Origin of the sequence: Luteimonas galliterrae (assembly GCF_023374055.1) — a bacterium.
Taxonomy (GTDB): domain Bacteria; phylum Pseudomonadota; class Gammaproteobacteria; order Xanthomonadales; family Xanthomonadaceae; genus Luteimonas_C; species Luteimonas_C galliterrae.
Window position 1 is genome coordinate 1175291 of sequence record NZ_JAMBEP010000001.1, and the last position, 18728, is coordinate 1194018.

At 67.1% G+C, this 18728-nt stretch carries 17 protein-coding genes; 9 read left to right on the forward strand and 8 right to left on the reverse strand.

The window, feature by feature from the left end; genetic code table 11:
- Window positions 1–155: 155 nt before the first annotated feature.
- Window positions 156–545, forward strand: coding sequence for a response regulator (locus tag M2650_RS05390; RefSeq protein WP_249472200.1), 390 nt, complete (start codon window positions 156–158; stop codon window positions 543–545).
- Between the two features lie 35 nt (window positions 546–580).
- Here the strand turns inward: M2650_RS05390 and M2650_RS05395 are convergent, their stop codons facing one another.
- A complete protein-coding gene (locus M2650_RS05395; RefSeq protein ID WP_249472203.1) occupies window positions 581–1003 on the reverse strand; it encodes a carboxymuconolactone decarboxylase family protein in 423 nt (140 codons plus the stop codon).
- Window positions 1000–1272 (reverse strand): glutaredoxin 3, encoded by a 273-nt coding sequence (grxC, locus tag M2650_RS05400; RefSeq protein WP_345779839.1) that lies wholly within the window; start codon window positions 1270–1272, stop codon window positions 1000–1002. Before grxC ends, M2650_RS05395 begins: the two co-directional genes overlap by 4 nt.
- A gap of 170 nt (window positions 1273–1442) precedes the next feature.
- Here grxC and M2650_RS05405 point away from each other — a divergent pair, with 170 nt between their 5' ends.
- The 7 genes from M2650_RS05405 (at window position 1443) to M2650_RS05435 (ending at window position 10873) form a co-directional block, all read left to right on the forward strand.
- A complete protein-coding gene (locus tag M2650_RS05405; RefSeq protein WP_425602503.1) occupies window positions 1443–3098 on the forward strand; it encodes a M48 family metalloprotease in 1656 nt (551 codons plus the stop codon).
- 85 nt (window positions 3099–3183) lie between these two features.
- Entirely contained in the window at window positions 3184–3885 is a 702-nt protein-coding gene (gene phoB / locus M2650_RS05410; protein WP_249472209.1) for a phosphate regulon transcriptional regulator PhoB, read from the forward strand.
- Between the two features lie 123 nt (window positions 3886–4008).
- The gene (gene phoR, locus M2650_RS05415; RefSeq protein WP_249472212.1) at window positions 4009–5343 is read left to right on the forward strand and encodes a phosphate regulon sensor histidine kinase PhoR; all 1335 of its coding nucleotides are present in this window, start codon (window positions 4009–4011) and stop codon (window positions 5341–5343) included.
- Window positions 5340–7433 (forward strand): polyphosphate kinase 1, encoded by a 2094-nt coding sequence (gene ppk1 / locus M2650_RS05420; protein ID WP_249472215.1) that lies wholly within the window; start codon window positions 5340–5342, stop codon window positions 7431–7433. The genes phoR and ppk1 overlap by 4 nt, the downstream gene beginning before the upstream one ends.
- The gene (gene ppx / locus M2650_RS05425) at window positions 7430–8968 is read left to right on the forward strand and encodes an exopolyphosphatase (protein WP_249472217.1); all 1539 of its coding nucleotides are present in this window, start codon (window positions 7430–7432) and stop codon (window positions 8966–8968) included. The genes ppk1 and ppx overlap by 4 nt, the downstream gene beginning before the upstream one ends.
- 203 nt (window positions 8969–9171) lie before the next feature.
- Window positions 9172–10320 carry a glycosyltransferase family 4 protein gene (locus M2650_RS05430; protein ID WP_249472220.1) on the forward strand — a complete coding sequence of 383 codons (1149 nt, stop codon included), beginning with the start codon at window positions 9172–9174 and terminating at the stop codon, window positions 10318–10320.
- A gap of 10 nt (window positions 10321–10330) precedes the next feature.
- Window positions 10331–10873: a phosphatase PAP2 family protein gene (locus M2650_RS05435; protein ID WP_249472223.1), complete on the forward strand. Its 543-nt coding sequence runs from the start codon at window positions 10331–10333 to the stop codon at window positions 10871–10873.
- A gap of 88 nt (window positions 10874–10961) precedes the next feature.
- Here the strand turns inward: M2650_RS05435 and M2650_RS05440 are convergent, their stop codons facing one another.
- The 5 genes from M2650_RS05440 to creB all read right to left on the reverse strand — a co-directional run bounded on the left by M2650_RS05440 (window position 10962) and on the right by creB (window position 16185).
- Window positions 10962–11843 (reverse strand): carbon-nitrogen hydrolase family protein, encoded by an 882-nt coding sequence (locus tag M2650_RS05440; protein WP_249472226.1) that lies wholly within the window; start codon window positions 11841–11843, stop codon window positions 10962–10964.
- A complete protein-coding gene (locus M2650_RS05445; protein WP_249472229.1) occupies window positions 11840–12448 on the reverse strand; it encodes a GNAT family N-acetyltransferase in 609 nt (202 codons plus the stop codon). The genes M2650_RS05440 and M2650_RS05445 overlap by 4 nt, the downstream gene beginning before the upstream one ends.
- Window positions 12449–12510: 62 nt before the next feature.
- A complete protein-coding gene (creD, locus tag M2650_RS05450; protein ID WP_249472232.1) occupies window positions 12511–13857 on the reverse strand; it encodes a cell envelope integrity protein CreD in 1347 nt (448 codons plus the stop codon).
- 212 nt (window positions 13858–14069) lie between these two features.
- Entirely contained in the window at window positions 14070–15497 is a 1428-nt protein-coding gene (gene creC, locus M2650_RS05455) for a two-component system sensor histidine kinase CreC (RefSeq protein ID WP_249472234.1), read from the reverse strand.
- A 1-nt stretch (window position 15498) separates the two neighbouring features.
- The gene (creB, locus tag M2650_RS05460) at window positions 15499–16185 is read right to left on the reverse strand and encodes a two-component system response regulator CreB (protein WP_249472237.1); all 687 of its coding nucleotides are present in this window, start codon (window positions 16183–16185) and stop codon (window positions 15499–15501) included.
- 31 nt (window positions 16186–16216) lie between these two features.
- On the opposite strand from creB, the gene M2650_RS05465 reads away from it, so the two are divergent.
- Window positions 16217–17074, forward strand: coding sequence for a 23S rRNA (adenine(2030)-N(6))-methyltransferase RlmJ (locus M2650_RS05465; RefSeq protein WP_249472240.1), 858 nt, complete (start codon window positions 16217–16219; stop codon window positions 17072–17074).
- Between the two features lie 725 nt (window positions 17075–17799).
- On the opposite strand, the gene M2650_RS05470 is transcribed toward M2650_RS05465, so the two are convergent.
- On the reverse strand, window positions 17800–18714 hold the full coding sequence (locus M2650_RS05470; protein ID WP_249472243.1) for a cation diffusion facilitator family transporter: 915 nt from the start codon (window positions 18712–18714) through the stop codon (window positions 17800–17802).
- Window positions 18715–18728: the final 14 nt, after the last annotated feature.

Below are 18728 nucleotides of genomic sequence, written 5' to 3' on the forward strand. Positions count from 1 at the left end.
GCAGTCGTAAACGCTTCGCGAGCCCCATCGGGCCACCCACCAACGGCAGGCCGGCGGCTATCGGCGGTGATGCGGCCGAGCATGCGCTTTAGCGGTGTCGGCGCGGCCGGGCGGCGCGCGATGCTGCGGACTCCCCCGCGCGAAAGGTATCGCCCATGTCCGCACTGCCCTCCCTGGCCGCCGATCGGCCGATCCGCGTGCTCGTGCTCGAAGAATCCTCGTTCCGCCGCGAAGGCGCGCACAACCTGCTGCAGCGCTACGCCAGCCTGGATGTCGTCATGGCCACGCACGATGTCGCCGAAGGATTGCGCATGGCCTCGCGGCGTCCGCCCGACGTGGTCCTGGTCAACATGGATCAGGATGCCGCCCGCATCGTGCGCGAAGTCAAGCAGCGCCAACCCCATGCCCGCGTGATCGCCCTTTTGCCGAGCAGCGATCCCGGCGTGGCGCGAACGCTGCGCAACGCCGGCGCGGACGAACTGGTGTTCGGCGTGTTGCGCGCCGCGACGCTCGTGGACGCGATCTTCAGGCAAGTCACGCGGTAAGCCGCAGGCAGCGCGCGGTCGCGGCACGCGCCCGGCTAGTCGTGCGCGTGCGCCGGTGCCGGGCCGCCGGCTCCGCTCTCGAGCCTATCCAGGAAATCCACTGCGCGGCGCAGGTGGGGAATCACGATGCTGCCGCCGACCACCAGGCCCACCGAGAACGCCTCGAACATCTCGTCGCGGTTCACGCCGGCTTCCCGGCACTGCGCGACGTGGTAGCTGATGCAATCGTCGCAGCGCAGCACCAGCGATGCCACCAGGCCGAGCAGCTCCTTGGTCTTCACGTCCAGCGCGCCCGCCTGGTAGGTCTGCGTATCCAGCGCGAAGAAGCGCCGCACCACTTGGTTGGGTTCGGCCAGGATGCGCTCGTTCATGCGCTTGCGGAACGCGGTGAACTCGCCTACTCGGTCGCTCTCGCTCCGGGCGACGCGGTCCTTTTCGCCCTGCTCGCCGACGCTCATTCGGAAGCCCCGGCCAGCAGCGGTTCTAGCTTGCCGGCGCGGTGCAGCGCCATCATGTCGTCGTATCCGCCGACGTGGGTCTGGCCGATGAAGATCTGCGGCACCGTGGTGCGGCGGGTCAGCGCCATCATCTTCTCGCGCTGGGACGGGTCGGTATCGATCCGCACTTCGTTCCAGCTCAAGCCCTTGCTCTTGAGGAAATTCTTGGCGGCGACGCAGTAGGCGCAGATCGCGGAAGTGTAGACGGTGATTTCGGGTTGCTGGCTCAAGACGGAACTCCGGTGCAACTTGTCGGCGGGTCTGCGGTCAATATGGGTCGCGTATCGCCGATTTTCCACCCCTGCGGCCCGCGAAACCGGGAGTTAACGCCCGATTCACGCCGTGGACGACGGCGCCCGGCATCCTGCTGCACACTGTGTTGCGCCAACGTGGAGTCAACGTGCGACCGATCCTGCCCCTGGCCGCTGCTTTCACCTTCCTGCTCGCCTGCGGCCTGGCGCCGGCGCAGGAGTCGCGGCTGCCGGACATCGGTTCGTCCGCCGGCGAGGTGATCAGCCCCGCGCAGCAGGAAGAATACGGCGCGATGACGCTCAGCCAGCTGCGCCATTACGGCTATGTGCTGGAAGACCCGTTGATCGACAGCTGGCTCAAGTCGATGGGCGGCCGCCTGGCCGCGAACAGCGAACAGCCGCGCCAGCCTTTCACTTTCTTCATGCTGCGCGACCGCCAGATCAACGCATTCGCCACGCTCGGCGGCTACATAGGCGTCAATGCCGGCCTGGTGCTGACCGCGCGCAGCGAGGACGAAGTGGCCGGCGTGCTGTCGCACGAAATCGCCCACGTCACCCAATCGCACGTGCTGCGCGCGGTGGAACGCGCCAAGCGCGACAGCGTGCCGATATTGTTGGCGATGCTGGGCGCGATCGCGGTGGCGCAGGCCAGCGGCGGCAATTCCAGCGACGATGCCACCATGGCCGCGGTAATGTCGGCGCAGGGCCTGATCGCGCAACGCCAGATCGACTACACGCGCAGCAACGAAGCCGAGGCCGACCGCATCGGCATCCGCACCTTGTCGCGCACCGGCTACGACCCCGATGGCATGGCTTCGTTCTTCGAACGCATGCAGGCCGCCAGCCGCGGCAACCAGGGCGGCGACCGCGACCGCGCGCCGGATTACCTGCTCACCCACCCGGTCACCTCGCTGCGCATCACCGAAGCGCGCGACCGCGCCGCCAAGCTGCCCAAACCCGTCCTCGCCAGCGCCGACACCGGCACGCTCAGCAACAACCCGCTGCTGCCGGGCAGCCTGCGCCTGCCGACGGCGCAAGCGCGCGGCGCGACCGGCCAGTTCGATTGGGCGCGCGAGCGCCTGCGCGCGCTCAGCGCCAATACGCCGGCCGCCGCCATCGCCGAATACGACCGCATCGCCCGCGGCCAGGGCAGCGGGCTCAACGATGCGCAGCGTTACGGCCTGGCGGTGGCCAAGCTCGAAGCCGGCCAGGGCAAGGCCGCCCAGGCCGACCTGACGCCGCTGCTGCAGAAACATCCCGGCGATCTGTGGCTGACCCTGGCGATCGCCGAAGCCGAGGCCCGCAGCGGCAATGCCGCGGCCGCCGAAGCGCGCTTCGAAACCCTGATCGCACGCATGCCCAACAACCGCGCGGTCGTGCTGACCTACGCCAAGGTGCTGGGCGAGCGCAATACGCCCGCGACGGGCAAACGGGCCCAGGCCGTGCTGCGGCCGCTACTGGCCAATTCCGGGGATGATCCGGTCTTCCAGCAAACTTTCGCGCGCGCCAGCGAAATCGCCGGCGACCCTATCCGCGCCGGCGAGGCCTATGCCGAAGCCGCCTATCTGAACGGGCGGCCGGAACAGGCTCTGATCCAGCTCAACACCCTGAAAAAGCGCCCGGAACTGGACTATTACGCACGGGCCCGCATCGACGCCCGCATCGCCGCGATCACCCCGACGGTGCTGGAACTGCGCCGGCAGGGCGTCAAGGACGAGGTGCTGGAGCGCGGATCCCGGCTCAAGGAAGACGATCGGTTCGATGGACCCACCACCCATCTGCGCAGCTCGCCCTGGATGGAATGAGTCACGGTCACGAGACCGTCATAAAACCGTAGTCTACTGGTCCGGCACCCCTCGCAAAGGACGCCCGCGGGCGCCTCGGACCGCAATGCAGAAGAAGATCCTGATCGTCGACGACGAACCGGCCATCCGCGACATGGTGGCCTTCGCCCTGCGCAAGGGCGAGTTCGATCCGATCCATGCCGGCGACGCCCGCGAGGCGCAGTCGGCCATCGCCGACCATGTGCCCGACCTGATCCTGCTCGACTGGATGCTGCCCGGCACCAGCGGCCTGGAACTGGCGCGGCGCTGGCGCAAGGATCCGCTGACCCGCGAGATCCCGATCATCATGCTCACCGCGCGCGGCGAGGAGAACGACCGCGTCGGCGGGCTCGAAGCCGGCGTCGACGACTACGTGGTGAAGCCCTTTTCGGCGCGCGAATTGCTGGCCCGCATCCGCGCGGTCATGCGCCGCTCGCGCGAGGACGACGAGGACGGCAGCGTCGCGATCGGCGCGCTGCGCATCGACGGCGCCGCGCACCGGGTGTTCGCCGAAAACGCCGGCACGCCCGCGCCGGTGCCGATCGGTCCCACCGAATACCGCCTGCTGCATTTCTTCATGACCCACCCCGAACGTGTCTACACGCGCTCGCAGCTGCTCGACCATGTCTGGGGCGGCAGCGTTTATGTCGAAGAACGCACCGTCGACGTGCACATCCGCCGCCTGCGCAAGACGCTCGAACCGCACCAGCTGGACGGCATGGTGCAGACCGTGCGCGGTGCCGGTTACCGGTTCTCGGCGGCGCTGTGAGGCTCGGGATTTGGGATTGGGGATTCGGGATTGGTAAAAAACCATCATCGGCGACTCGGAATATGATCCCTGGCTACACTCGCTGTTCCGAATCCTTAATCCCCAATCCCTAATCTCGAAACCATGCCTCCCCGCGCCCAAAACGCCTGGCTCAGGACCATCGGCGCCCTCGCGGCGCTGCTGGCCGCGGCCGTCGTCGTCGGCCTGACGATCGGGCAAGTCTGGCCGGTGCTCGCCGTCACGGCGCTGGGCATCGTCGCCTGGCATTACTGGCGGCTCCGCGGCGTGCTGACGCGATTGACCGCACGCCAGCGCCTGTCGCCGCCGCAGGGCGAAGGCATCTGGAACGAACTCGACCGCCTGCTCCACCGCGGCCAAGCCGAAATGCGCAGCCGCAAGCGGCGCCTGGTGGACATGCTGCGCGCCTACCGCGCCGCCGCCGCCGCGCTGCCGGATGCGGTCGTGGTGGTGGAACGCAACAGCCAGCGCGTGCAATGGTTCAACGAGGCCGCGACCGCGCTGCTGGGTCTGGAGTATCCCAACGACATCGGCGCGCCGATCGGCGACCGCCTGCACAGCCTGCCGATGTCGCGCTGGCTGGCCCAGGGCCGCAACGCCGAACCGCTGATGGACGCGCCTTCGCCGGTAAGCCCTGAAACCCGCATCAACCTGCGGCTGATCCCGTATTCGGAAGAACTGTGGCTGCTGGTGGCGCGCGACGTCAGCAAACTGATGCGGTTGGAACAGGTGCGCCGCGACTTCGTCGCCAACGTCTCGCACGAGCTGCGCACGCCGCTGACCGTGGTCCACGGCTATCTCGAGATGCTCGATCCCGCCGAAAAGCCGGAATGGGCGCCGATGCTGGCGGAAATGCAGCGCCAATCGCAACGCATGACCCAATTGGTCGAGGACTTGCTGACATTGTCACGTTTGGAGGCGCAGGATCGGCTTCCCGACGAAAGCGTGGCGATGTCGCCGATGATGACCACCCTCAAACGCGAGGCCGAAGCGCTGAGCCAGCAGCGCCACCAGATCGTGGTCGAGGATACGACCCAGTTGGATTTGTGGGGCTCGACCAAGGAACTGCACAGCGCCTTCTCCAACCTGGTCAGCAATGCGGTGCGCTACACCCCGGCCGGCGGCAGCATCGGCATCCGCTTCGAGCGCGACGGCGACGGCGCGGTGCTGCGCGTCAGCGACACCGGCTACGGCATACCGGCCGCGCACTTGCCGCGCATCACCGAACGCTTCTACCGGGTTTCCACCAGCCGCACCCGCGAGAGCGGCGGCACCGGGCTGGGACTGTCCATCGTCAAGCATGTGCTCAACCTGCACCAGGCCCGGCTCGAGATCCAAAGCGAGGTCGGGCGCGGCAGCACCTTCTCCTGTCACTTCGGCGCCGAGCGCGTGCATCCGCGCGACCACGCCGCACCTCCCTTATTGGCGACCGGAAAATGAACGCGCAAATCGACCTGCAGCCTCCGAGCACCGATCACGAAGCGCTGCGCGACCCGGCGCTGTACTTCAACCGCGAGCTGTCGCAGCTGGACTTCAATTTCCGCGTGCTGGCGCAGGCGCAGGACGCGCAGGTACCGCTGCTGGAACGGTTGCGCTACCTGTGCATCTCCTGCACCAATCTCGACGAGTTCTTCGAGATCCGCGCCGCTACCGTGCGCCATGCGCAGGATTTCGGCATCGTGCCGGCGCAGGACGGCCTGGCCCCGGCCACGGTACTCAAGCAGATCCACGATCGCGCCGCGTCGCTGGTCGAAGCGCAATACCGCTGCTGGAACGAAGCGCTGCGCCCGGCATTGACCGATGCCGGCATCCGCGTGCTCGGCCGCAATTCCTGGGACGCGAAGCAGTCGCGCTGGCTGCGCGCGTATTTCCGCGACGAGATCATGCCGGTGCTGTCGCCGCTCGGGTTGGATCCGGCGCATCCTTTCCCCAAGATCCTCAACAAATCGCTGAACATCGTCGTGGTGCTGGAAGGCAAGGATGCGTTCGGCCGCGCCGGCCACCTGGCGATCGTGCGCGCGCCTCGTTCGCTGTCGCGCATCATCCAGTTGCCGCAGGAAGTCTCCGGCGGCGACAACGATTTCGTGCTGCTGTCCTCGGTGCTGTCGGCGTTCGTCGAGGAACTGTTCCCGGGCATGGAGGTCAAGGGCGCCTATCAGTTCCGCGTGACCCGCAACTCCGAACTCATCGTCGACGAAGACGAAGTCGAGAACCTGGCGCTGGCGCTGCGCGACGAGCTGGTCGGGCGCGGTTATCTGCGCGCGATGCGGCTCGAGATCGCACAGGACTGTCCGGCGCCGATCGTACGCATGCTGCTGGAGAATTTCGACCTGCCGGAGAACGCGGTCTACCGCATCGACGGCCCGGTCAACCTCAACCGCGTGATCCAGATCTACGACCTGGTGCAGCGCCCGGACGTGAAGTTCGCGCCTTTCCAGCCGCGCATGCTCTCGGGCAGCGAATCGCTGTTCGAGCGCGTCTCGGCCGGCGATGTGATGCTGCACCACCCCTACGATTCGTTCGTGCCGGTGCTGGAGCTGGTCAAGCAAGCCGCCAACGACCCGGGCGTGCTGGCGATCAAGCAGACGCTGTACCGCACCGGCCGCGAATCGCAGATCGTGGAGCACTTGGTCCAGGCGGCGCGCAACGGCAAGGACGTCACGGTCGTGGTCGAGTTGCGCGCGCGCTTCGACGAGGAAGCCAATCTCGCGTTCGCCGACAGGCTGCAGGAAGCCGGCGTGCAGGTGGTATACGGCGTGGTCGGCTACAAGACCCACGCCAAGATGCTGCTGATCGTGCGCCGCGAAGGCCGCAAGCTGCGCCGCTACGTGCACATGGGCACCGGCAACTACCATAGCGGCACGGCGCGCGCCTACACCGACATCAGCCTGATCACGGCCGACCCGGACATCGGCAGCGACGTGCACCAGATATTCCAGCAGATCTCCGGCCTGGCGCCGGCCATCAAGCTCAAACGCCTGCTGCAATCGCCGTTCACGCTGCATGCCGGCGTGCTGGAACGGATCGAGCGCGAAACGCAACATGCGCGCAGCGGCAAGTCAGGCCGCATCATCGCCAAGATGAACGCGCTCAACGAGCCGCAGGTGATCCGCGCGCTGTACGCGGCCTCGCAAGCCGGCGTGCAGATCGACCTGATCGTGCGCGGCGCGTGCACGTTGCGTCCCGGCGTGCCCGGCGTATCCGACAACATCCGGGTGCGCTCGATCGTCGGCCGTTTCCTCGAGCACAGCCGCGTCTACTGGTTCGGCAACGACGGCGACCCGGACTTGTTCTGCACCAGCGCCGACTGGCTGGAGCGCAACCTGCTGCGGCGCGTCGAAACCGCATTCCCGATACTCGACCCGGAACTGGCCAAGCGCGTCTACGACGAAGCGCTCGACAACTATCTCGTCGACAACCTCAACGCCTGGGAACTGCAATCCGACGGCGGCTACCGCAAGCTCCAGCCGCAGGATGGCGCGGCACCGCATTCGGCGCAGGCGGCGCTGCTCAACAGGATCTGCGGATGAGCGCGAGCGTCGCGCTCGCATCCGCGCTGGAAACGCCGTTGCAGGACGGCGACCTGCTCGCGGCGATCGATTTGGGCTCCAACAGTTTCCACATGGTGGTCGCGCGCTACACGCTCGGCCAGTTGCGCATCGTCGACCGGCTGCGCGAGATGGTGCGGCTGGCCGAAGGCCTGGACGGCAAGGGCGGCCTGAACGCCGAAGTGCGCCAGCGCTCGCTGGAATGCCTGGCCCGTTTCGGCCAACGCATCCGCGACATCCCGCCGCAACGCGTGCGGGCCGTGGCCACCAACACCGTGCGCCAGCTGTCGGCACCGCAGAATTTCCTGGTGCCGGCGGAAACCGCGCTCGGCCATGCCATCGAAGTGGTGTCCGGCCGCGAGGAGGCGCGCCTGGTCTATCTCGGCGTCGCCCACGCGCAACCGCCCAAGCCGGAGCAGCTGCGGTTGGTGATCGACATCGGCGGCGGCTCCACCGAATGCATCATCGGCAGCGGCTTCGACGCGATCGAACGCGAAAGCCTGCAGGTGGGCTGCGTGGCCAGTACGCGGCGCTTCTTCGGCAACGGCAAGCTCTCCAAGAAACGCTGGCGCGAAGCGCTGACCGAAGTGGCCGCCGAGTTCCAGCAGTTCACCGTGGCCTACCGCACGCTCGGCTGGCACGAAGCCTTGGGTTCGTCCGGCACCAACAAGGCGATCGGCGACATCTGCGCGGCGATGAAGCTGACCAAGGGCGCGGTGACCGCCGAGGCCCTGCCCGTGGTGCGCGACCGGCTGCTCCAGGCCGAACGCATCGAGGACATCGACCTTCCGGGACTGTCCGACGAACGCCGGCCGATCATCGCCGGCGGCCTGCTGATCCTGGAAGCGGCCTTCGAAGTGCTGGGCCTGCAGCGCATGGCGGTGAGCAAGGCGGCGCTGCGCGAAGGCGTGCTGTACGACATGCTCGGCCGCGGCGGCGCGGACGACCCGCGCGACACGTCGGTGGCGGCGCTGATGCAGCGCTACGGCATCGATGCGCAACAGGCCTCGCGCGTGGAAAACACGGCGCTCGCCCTGTTCGAACAAGCCGCCCAGGCCTGGTCGTTGGACGCGGACGATGCGCGCATGCTCGGCTGGGCCGCGCGTTTGCACGAGATCGGCTTGGCCATCGCCCACAGCCAATACCATGTGCACGGCGCTTACGTGCTGGAAAATTCGGACATCGCCGGCTTCTCGCGCCAGGAGCAGCAGGTGCTGGCGGCGCTGGTGCGCACGCATCGCCGCGGCGTGCCCAAGAACGCCTTCGACGCCCTGCCCGACCGCCTGCTGCTCAGCGCCAAGCGCAAGGCCGCGTTGTTGCGGCTGGCGGTGTCGTTGCACCGTGCGCACGAAGCGGATCCGATCCCGAAGCTGGAACTGAGCGCCGGCGGCGACCGCCTCGACCTGGTGTTGTCGCGGGCGTGGGTCGACGCGCGCCCGCTGCTGCGCGCCGACCTGGTCGGCGAGGTCGAAGGCCAGGCGGGATTGGGCGTCGTATTCAAGCCCTTCCTGATCTGAGCGTGGCTTCCTGTAGGAGCGGCTTTAGCCGCGAGCTTTTGTCGCCTCGGAAACGACCCAAAAGCTCGCGGCTAAAGCCGCTCCTACAAAAAACAGTCATTTACCCCTGTTTTCGCGGGCTTAAGGCTGTCATTTCCGAGTCACCGCGCTGACATTGCCGTTTCATGCGGCGCCTTCAGTCTTCCCAAAACGGGAAGCCCTGCATGCGTTACGCCATCGTCACCGAGACGTATCCGCCCGAGGTCAACGGCGTCGCCTTGACCGTGCAGGGGCTGGAAAACGGCCTGCGCGCGCGCGGCCACGAGGTGTCCGTGGTACGGCCGCGACAAGCCTCCGACAGCGCCGGACTGGAACACGAATTGCTGGTGCGCGGCGCGCCGTTGCCGCGCTACCCGGGCTTGCGTTTCGGGCTGCCGGCCACGCGCAAGCTCGCCGCCGCCTGGCGCGAGGCGATGCCCGATGCCATCTACGTGGCCACGGAGGGACCGCTCGGCTGGTCGGCGTTGCGGGCGGCGAAGCGTCTCGGGATCCCCGCCGCCACCGGCTTCCATACCCGGTTCGACGAGTACATGCGCAATTACGGCGCCGCCTTCCTGCAGCAGACCGCGCTGCGCTGGATGCGCCGATTCCACAACAAGGGCGCCGCGACCCTCGTGCCCACGCGCGAGTTGGCGCAGTTCCTGGAGTCGCAGCGCTTCGACAACGTGGTGCGCTTGCCGCGCGCGGTAGACACGATGATGTTCGACCCGGCCAAACGCGACGACGCGCTGCGCGAAAGCTGGGGCGTCGGCCGCGACGATCTCGCCGTGATCTACCTGGGCCGCATCGCGCCGGAGAAAAACCTGGACCTGGCCGTGCGCGCGTTCCGCGAGCTGCAAAAAATCCAACCGCGCGCGCGTTTCGTCTGGGTCGGGGACGGCCCTTCGCGCGAGAAGCTGGCGCAGGACCATCCCGATTTCGTGTTCTGCGGCGTGCAACGCGGCCAGGCCGTGGCGCGGCACTTCGCCAGCGGCGATCTGTTCGTGTTCCCCAGCCTCAGCGAAACCTTCGGCAACGTCACGCTGGAAGCGATGGCCAGCGGCTTGCCGACGGTGGCTTTCGATTACGGCGCCGCACGCGAATACCTGCGCGACGGCGTGCACGGCGCGGCGATCCGCGACGGCGACGACGACGGTTTCGTGCGCGCCTGCGCGGACATCGCCGGCGACGCCGGAAAACGCCGGGCGATGGGCGCCGCGGCGCGCCAGGCCGTGGCGGCGCTGCGGCCGGAACAGGTCGCGGCCGACTTCGACGACGTGCTCATGCGGCTCGCGGACACCAGGAGGGCTTATGCACCCGCTGCCTCGACGTAATTCGTTAGCGATGCGCGGCCGGCGCATGGGATCGCGCTGGGAAGCGGGCTGGTGCCTGCGCGCCAACCACTGGGGCGATCGTCATGGAATGCGCGCCTATTTCGCGGCGATCAGCCGCCTGGGCGACGGCGTGTTCTGGTATGCCTTGATGGGCGCATTGATCGTGTTCGACGGCTACGACGGACTGAAGGCCTCCGCGCACCTGGCCGCGACCGGCGCGATAGCGCTGAGCTTGTACAAGCTGCTCAAGCACTGGACCAAGCGTCCGCGACCGTACGCTTCGGATGTGCGCATCCGCGCTTGGGTGGCGCCGCTGGACGAGTTCAGCTTCCCGTCCGGCCACACCCTGCATGCCGTCGCTTTCACGCTGGTAGCGCTGGCGCATTACCCGACGCTGGCCTGGCTGCTAATCCCGTTCACCGCCAGCGTCGCCGTATCGCGCGTCGTGTTGGGCCTGCACTACCCGAGCGATGTGCTGGCTGCGACCGGCATCGGCACCGCGCTGGCGGGGCTGTCGTTGTGGCTGGTGCCGGGCGTGTCGTTGTTCGCTTAGCGAGCTGCGCTCTCTGTAGGAGCGGCTTTAGCCGCGAGCTCTTGGCCAGATCGCACACAAGATCAAGAGCTCGCGGCTAAAGCCGCTCCTACAAAGGCTCTACCTTCGCGCTGACGATGCCGGGCTTGTTTTGCCCCGGCCAATCGCGATCGTTGGCGACTTGCGCTCGCTCCCGGCTGGCGTCGAGCGCCTCGAAATCCAGATCGGCGATCGCCCACACCTGATCGCCCTGCGTCTGCGCCACGACCCCATCCGCAGGCAAGCCCGTGTCCATCGGCGCGTAGATCGTCGCTTCGCCGGTGTTGAAATCCAGCGCCGGGCTCCACGGCGCTTCGCCCGCCGTCACCGACTGCGCCACGTAGCAGCGGTTCTCCAGCGCGCGCGCCAGGCAGCCGACGCGGACGCGGGTCGCGCCCGCAGCGGCATCGGTGCAGCTCGGCACGATCAACAACCGGGCGCCGGCTTCGCACTGCGCGCGCACCGGCAGAGGGAACTCGATGTCGTAGCAGACCGCGATGCCCGTCCGGATGCCGTTGGTATCGAAAACCTTCAACGCATCGCCGCCGTCGATAGTGCCGGCCTTTTTCTCGAAACCGGTCATCTGCAGCTTCTCCTGCCATGCGTGACGGCCGTCGGGCGCGAAGAAATAGGCGCGATTGCGGTAGCGTCCGGCGCCGTCCGCAAGCAGGAAGGTGCCGGCGACGATGCGCATTCCGGTTTCGCGCGCCAACCCGCCGAACAGCGCCAGCCAATCGCCGTGATGGCGCTGTATGCCGGCCAGCGAAGCTTGTAGATCGCCGCGTACAGCCTCGCCCAACGTCGCACCAAGCTCTAACGACAGGAATTCGGGCAGCACGGCGACCTGCGCGCCCTCGCCTGCGGCCTGTTCCAGCAAACGACCCTGCTTGTCGGCGAACTCGGTGAAATCGCGCGGTGCGTCGATCGGATACTTGGCGACGGCGATCTTCATGCGGCCGCGCGCTCCAACGGGCGCAGCCAGAACGTCAGCGCATGCTCGACATCGCCCGCGCCGCTTTCCTGCCAGTTCAATCTCATCGTCATGCCCGCTTGCCGCTCATAGCCGCGCTTCGCCCAGAATACTTCGTTGCCGCGATGGTCGGCAGGACGGCGCGGATCCCCCGCGTCGCGATCCACCGCGCAAAAGGCCGTCCACGCGAAGCGTCCCAGCGACCGGGCGTGCGCCTCGCGCTCGTCGAAAAAGGCATGTCCGACCCCGCAACCGCGATATCGCGGCAGCAATACGGACTCGCCGCAATAGAACACCTCATCGACAGGCATGCCGCGGCCGACGAAAGGCAGATGGAACTCGATCGTGTCGTCGGCCAGCGGCAGGCCGGTGGAGGCGCCGACCGGCTCGTCGCCGTCGAAAGCCAAGACGAAGACGCTGTCGGGCGACGCCGCGTAAGCGGCGAGGTAGTCGCGCTCGTAGGCGAGGTCGCCCTCGTACAGGTAAGGCCAGTCGCGGAACACCGCGATGCGCAGCCTGGCCACGTCTTCCAGGTAAGGCGCGATGGCGGCGCCACGAAAACAGGCGATGGCGGGGGCGGCATCCATGCCGGCAACTCTAACCCACGCCATCGCCCTCTTCTAAATCCATCGATCAGCGCGCCGACGCATCAGCGCAGCGACGATCCCAATTCGTACCAATCGACCTTGCGCGTGACCCACATGATCGCGGCCAGGATGCCGAACAGCAGCAGCGAACCCATCAGCAGCGCGTTGTCTTCCGATACCAGCAGGCCGTACAAAACGGCGTACAGCATGGTCAGCATGGCGGCGAAGCCGAGCCCTCGCAGCTTGCTGCGCAGCACATGGCTCAGATAGAACGCCTGCAGGCCGATGCAAGCCGCCGCCGACACCAGATAGGCGCGCCAGAACGCGATGTGCTCGGACAGGCTGAGCAGCAGCAGGAAGAAGATCGCCAGCGCCAGGCCGACCAGCAGGTATTGCAGCGGATGGATCGGCAGCCGCTTGATCAGTTCGAACATCGCGAAACCGACGAAGGTCAGCACGATGAAAAGGATGCCGTATTTGCTGGCGCGGTCGGCCTGCGAATAGACGTTGACCGGATCGACCAGCGAAAGGCCGATCACGTCGAGCCCGCCAGGCGCGGGTTCGCCCGCCTTGCCCGCCTTCGCGCCGGCGAGATATTGCGCCTGCGCATTGGTGGCCAGCGACGAGATTTCCCATTCCGCATGGAATCCCTTGGCGTCGATGGTGCGCGTACGCGGCAGGAACGAGCCGTTGAATTGCGGGTGCGGCCAGACCGAATCGAGCACGATGCGGTTGCGCTTGGCGAGCGGCGAGATCGCCAGGGATTCGGTGCCGCCCAATGCGAAGTCCAGGCGGCTGTCCAGCGCCAGCGTTTCGCCCGCGCGCGGCGCGGCCAGACGGACGTGCACGCCCGCGCCGTCGCGGCTGCCGAGACCTTGTTCCAGCGGCCGTTCGCTGCCGCCGACGCGCAAGCGCGGCGTACCAGCCAATCCGCGCACGTCGGCGATACCGTAGCTCAGCCAGGGCCGGCCGATCTTGCGCGGCAGATTGGGGTCCGCATCGGCCGGAATCTTCGCCTGGAAGCGCGCCGCCAGCACGCCTTTCAGCTCGTAGACCCTCACTTCGTGCAGACCCAAGCGCCGCGAGGAGGGCACGACTTTGCCTTCGACGTCCATCGAGTCGGCGAAGAACGTCCAATGCCCGCTTTCTCCGTCGCGCTTGACCTTGCGTATCACCACGCCTTCGTCGTTCCTTTCTTCGACCTCGATCGTTTCCACATAAGGGACGACCAGCACCGGACCGGCGATGCTCTGCTCGCCCGCGTAGCTGCGCGCGATGCTTCGCACCGCCTCGGCGCGATACGCCTGGCGCTCGTTGATCGTGCCGCGAATCATCGTCAACGGAATCAGCAGCAGCAGTGCGAGGCCGCCGACGGTGATGAAACGCAGTAACAAACGCATGTTCTTCATGGCGCAGCCTCGGCATTGGACGGCGCCAGCGTGCCGGGACGCCATGAGGCCATGACGGGGCGAATTTGAAGCCAGCGTGAAGTCCGGCCTTATAGCTCTTCGTAGGAGCGGCTTTAGCCGCGAGCTTTTCCGCGCGCCGCGGGTGTCTATCGATCATCGGAAGAGCTCGCGGCTAAAGCCGCCCCTACGAAGAGCGCTGCCCCGCAGATGGATCAGGTGACGGGCAGGCGCAGCTCGGCCCAGGTACCGCCGCCCTCGCGCGGCGACAGCCGGACGCTGCCGCCGTGCAGGCCGGCCACCTCGCGGACGAAGGTGAGGCCCAGGCCGGTGCTGCGGCCGCCTTGCGGACGCGGCAACGAGTAGAAGCGTTCGAAGACGCGTTCGCGGGCGAATTCCGGCACGCCCGGGCCGCGGTCGCCGACCCGAACTACGACATCCGTGCCTTCGAACATGCATTCGACGTCGATGCGCGAGCCTTGGGGCGCGAAGTCGATCGCATTGTCGAGCAGGTTGCGCAACGCCTGCCGCAGCAGGAAGCGATCGCCGTCGATCGCCACCGGTTTTTCCGGTGCCCTGCCTACGGCCTCGATACCGGCTTGCAACAGCCGGGGCCGCAATTCTTCGATGGTCCCGGCCACCAGATCGGCCGCATCGATGCGCTCGCTCTGCCGCAACTCGCGGCGGTGTTCCACCGCGGCCAGCGCCAAGAGTTTTTCGATCATCTCGTTCAGTCGCTCGCTCTGGCCCTGCACGTGGGCCGCGAAGCGCGCACGTTCGGCTTCGGGCAGCGGCTCCTGCAACAACTCGGCCGCGCCGCGGATCGCCGCCAGCGGGCTCTTCATCTCGTGGGTCAGCGTCTGCACGTACTGTTCGACGTATTGCTTGCCTTCCAGTTCGCGCCGCATCGTTTCCAGAGCGCGGCCGAGATCGCCGATCTCGTCGCGGCGCGGCGGCGGCGGCGGTACGCGTTCGCCGCTGCTCACCGCCTGCGCGTACCGGTTCAAACGACCGATGCCGCGCACCAGCCACGCGGTCATCGCCAGGCCGATCAGGGCCGACAGCCCCAACAACCAGCCGCCCTTGCGCAGGATGTTGCGCTGGCTGCGCTCGATCACCGGCTCCATCGTCCGATTCGCCTTGGCCACGGTCAGCACGCCGATGATCTTGTCGCCGTCCAGGATCGGCGCGGCCACGTGCATCACCGTGTTCTGGCGATCTCCCGGCGTTTCGCCGCTGGAGCGCGCGCCGTATTCGCCGCGCAAGGTGCGATACACGTCGTTCCAGCGCGAATAGTCCTTCCCGACCGCTTCGTTCCGCGAATCGTAGACCACGGTGCCGCGCGCATCGGTGATCAGGATGCGCCCTTCCAGCCGCTCCTTGCGCGTGCCCCAGATGTCGGCGCCCAATCGCCTGCGGCCCGCGGCGGCGATGTCGCGGGCGAACGCGCCGTCGGCGATGCGTCCGGCTTTCATGTCCGCCGTCGCCAGCGCCGCCAGCACGTTGGCGGTATCGGCGAGGTTGGCTTCCATGGCCTGGCGCACGCCCGGCTTTACCTCATCGACGAACACCCGCATCACGAAAAACGCGGCAACGCCGACGATCAGGAAGAAACCGAGGAACAGGCGCAGCCCGAGCCTCATCTCATGCCTCGATCGAGTAGCCGACGCCGCGGTGGGTGCGGATCGGGTCGGGTTCCGCCCCGGCTTCGCGCAATTTGGCGCGCAAGGTCTTGACGTGGGTGTCGACGGTGCGGTCGGCGCTGTCGCTGTCGCCGTCCCAGGCGCGGTCGAGCAGTTGCGCGCGGCTCAGGATCGCGCCGGGCCGGCGCAGCAGTTCGGCCAGCAGCGCGTATTCGTAGCGGGTCAGTTCCAACACGCGGCCGGCGTAGCGGATGCGGCGGCCTTCGGCATCGATCTCGAAGGCGCCGTGCCTGCGCCAGCCCGCATCGGCCGCGGCATGCCGGCGCAGGCGCGCGCGGACGCGCGCGGCGAGCTCGCGCGGCGAGAAGGGCTTGGCGACGTAATCGTCGGCGCCCAGCTCCAGGCCCAGCACGCGGTCGATCTCGTCGTTGCGTGCGGTCAGGAAGATCACCGGCAGGTCGCTGAAATCGCGCAGCCGGCGGCATACGTCGAAGCCGCTCACGTCGGGCAGGCCCACGTCGAGCAGCAGCAGGTCGACGCCGCCGGCGCGCACGCGCGGCAACACGTCGCCGCCCAGCAGGCAGTGCTCCACCGCGAAGCCTTCGCTGCGCAGCGCATACATCACCGCATCGGCGATGGCGGTCTCGTCTTCGGCCAGGAGTATCGTCGGGGAATGGGCGGCGGTCATGCCGGCAGCATAGCGGCTGTATGCTGCCGGCATGAACTACCGCCACGCCTTCCACGCCGGCAACCATGCCGACGTGCTCAAGCACGTCGCCCTGTTGGCGATCTGCGACGCCCTGACCGTCAAGCCGTCGCCGGTTTTCGCGCTCGATACGCATGCCGGCCGCGGCCTGTACCGCCTCAAATCCGGCTCGGCCCAGCGCACCGGGGAGGCCGAGCATGGCATCGGCCGCCTGATCGCCGCGCAGCCGCGCAATGCGGCCGTCGCGCGTTACCTGAAAGCCGTCCAGGCCTGTCGCGCGGCACAGGGGCACGACGCCTATCCCGGATCTCCGTGGCTGCTGGCCCACGCCCTGCGCGAACAGGACCGCATCGTCTGCTGCGAACTGCAACCGATAGAAGCGGCCGCGCTGAAATCCAACTTCGCCGGCGATTCACGCGTCGCCGCGCACGAAAGCGACGGCTACGCGGCCATGAAAGCCTTCCTGCCGCCGAAAAGCGGGGCACAGAAGATCGGCCGCGGTCTGGTTCTGATCGATCCGCCATACGAGGCGCAGCTCAACGAGTTCGATGCCGCCGTCGCCGCGCTGCGCGAAGGACTGCAACGCTGGCCGGAGGGCGTATTCGCGCTCTGGTACCCGATCAAACTGCGCCGTGCGTTGCGGCCGTTTTATCGCAAAGCGGCGAACCTGCCGGCCAAATCCGCGCTCGTCGCCGAGTTGCTGGTGCGTGCCGACGATTCGCCGCTGCGCATGAATGGCAGCGGCCTGCTGCTGCTCAATGCGCCATGGAAGCTGGATGCAGCGCTGGAACCGGCGCTGGGCGTGCTACTCAAGGCGCTCGGCGACGACGGCGGGTCGGCGCAGTTGGAGTGGCTCCGCTCCGCTTTGTAGAGCGAGGCTTGCCCCGCTGCTCTTGCTCTTAAGCCGTTCGCTCTTAAGCCGTTCGCTCTTAAGCCGTTCGCTCTTAAGCCGTTCGCTCTTAGGCCGTTCGCTCTTAGGCCGTCATCCCAGCGAACGCTGGGACCCATGTTGCTCTTGCCCCTCAGCCGTCATCCCGGCGAAGGCCGGGATCCAGGCCCGCGTCCTCGCGGGTCGCGCTGCGACTCGCGCCATGGACAAAGGCTTCCGGGCTGCGCCCGGGTCACTTTCTTTGTTGGCCCAAAGAAAGTAACCCAAGAAAGGGCCTGAACTGCGGTGCGATGCGTCGTACCTGAAAGTTCGCCAGCGGCCCGGCTTTCGTCGTGGGTGACCTTCTTACGCAGGTACTAGATTTTGATTCGCAACCTATGGGTGACGTGGCTTTTGCGGAGTTGCGCTAAGGAGGCGTTCGGATCGATCGCCTCGGATCTGAATGTCGAAGCGACGGAAGAATCCCGAGAGCCGGCGAGCGGTGGCCAAGAACACGAGGTAACCCCCTCGCCAGGATCCCTTCCAAAGGCCCTTTTTCTTTGGTTACTGTTCTTTTTGGGCCCATCAAAAAGAAAGCATGCCCTGAGCTTGCCGAAGGGTCACTCGGCCGCGATTTTAGCGGACGAAACTCCGGCCTGGAAGGCCGGCAGGTCGCGACAAACCCCAAGCAAAAGAGCAGCGGAGCAAGCTCCGCTCTACAAAACCCGTCAAACGCTAGTCTTGACGTCTGGCTCGAAGAAACTCCATAACACTTCCGGGAACTCGGCCTTGAAGGCGCGCTCCACTTGGTTGATCTGATCCGTCAACGCGCGAGCGCTCTGCCCTTCGCTCATCTCGGCCTGCACCGACACCAACGCATCGTTGCCCAGTTGCAGGGTGATGAGACTGATCACGCGGCCGACTTCGGGCCGGTCCTCCAGGAACTTGCGCATCTGCGCCTGCCGCGCCGGATCCACGCTCTGGCCGATCAGCATGGCCTTGACCTCGATCGCCACGAACACGGCGACCACGATCAGCAGCACGCCGATCGCGATGGTGCCCACCGCGTCCCAGATCGGATTGCCGGTGACCACGGCCGTCATCACCGCGGCCAATGCGAACACCAGGCCAAGCAATGCGGCCAGGTCCTCGCCGAAGATCACCACCAGTTCGGCCTGGCGACTTTCGCGGAACCACTGCCACAGGCTGCGGCCGCCGCGAGCCTTGTCGACCTCGTGCAGACAGGCGCGCATCGACACCGCCTCGGCGGCGATGCCGAACACCAGCACGCCGGCCGCCCACCACCACTGCCGCAATTCTTCCGGATGCTGCAGCTTGTGGATGCCCTCGTACAGCGAGAACATGCCGCCCACCGTGAACAGCATCACCGCGACCAGGAACGACCAGAAATAGATCGCCTTGCCGTAGCCCAGCGGATAATCCGGCGACGGCGGCCGCTTGGCCTGGCGCATGCCCAACAGCAACAGCAACTGGTTGCCGCAGTCGGCCAACGAGTGGACCGTTTCGGCCAGCATCGCGCTGGACCCGGTGAAGAACGCGGCCACGCCCTTGGCGCAGGCGATCGCGAAGTTGGCGCCGAGCGCGAACAGGATCGCACGGGTGGAATCGCCGCTGCCGGCCATGGGAGGGACTCTTG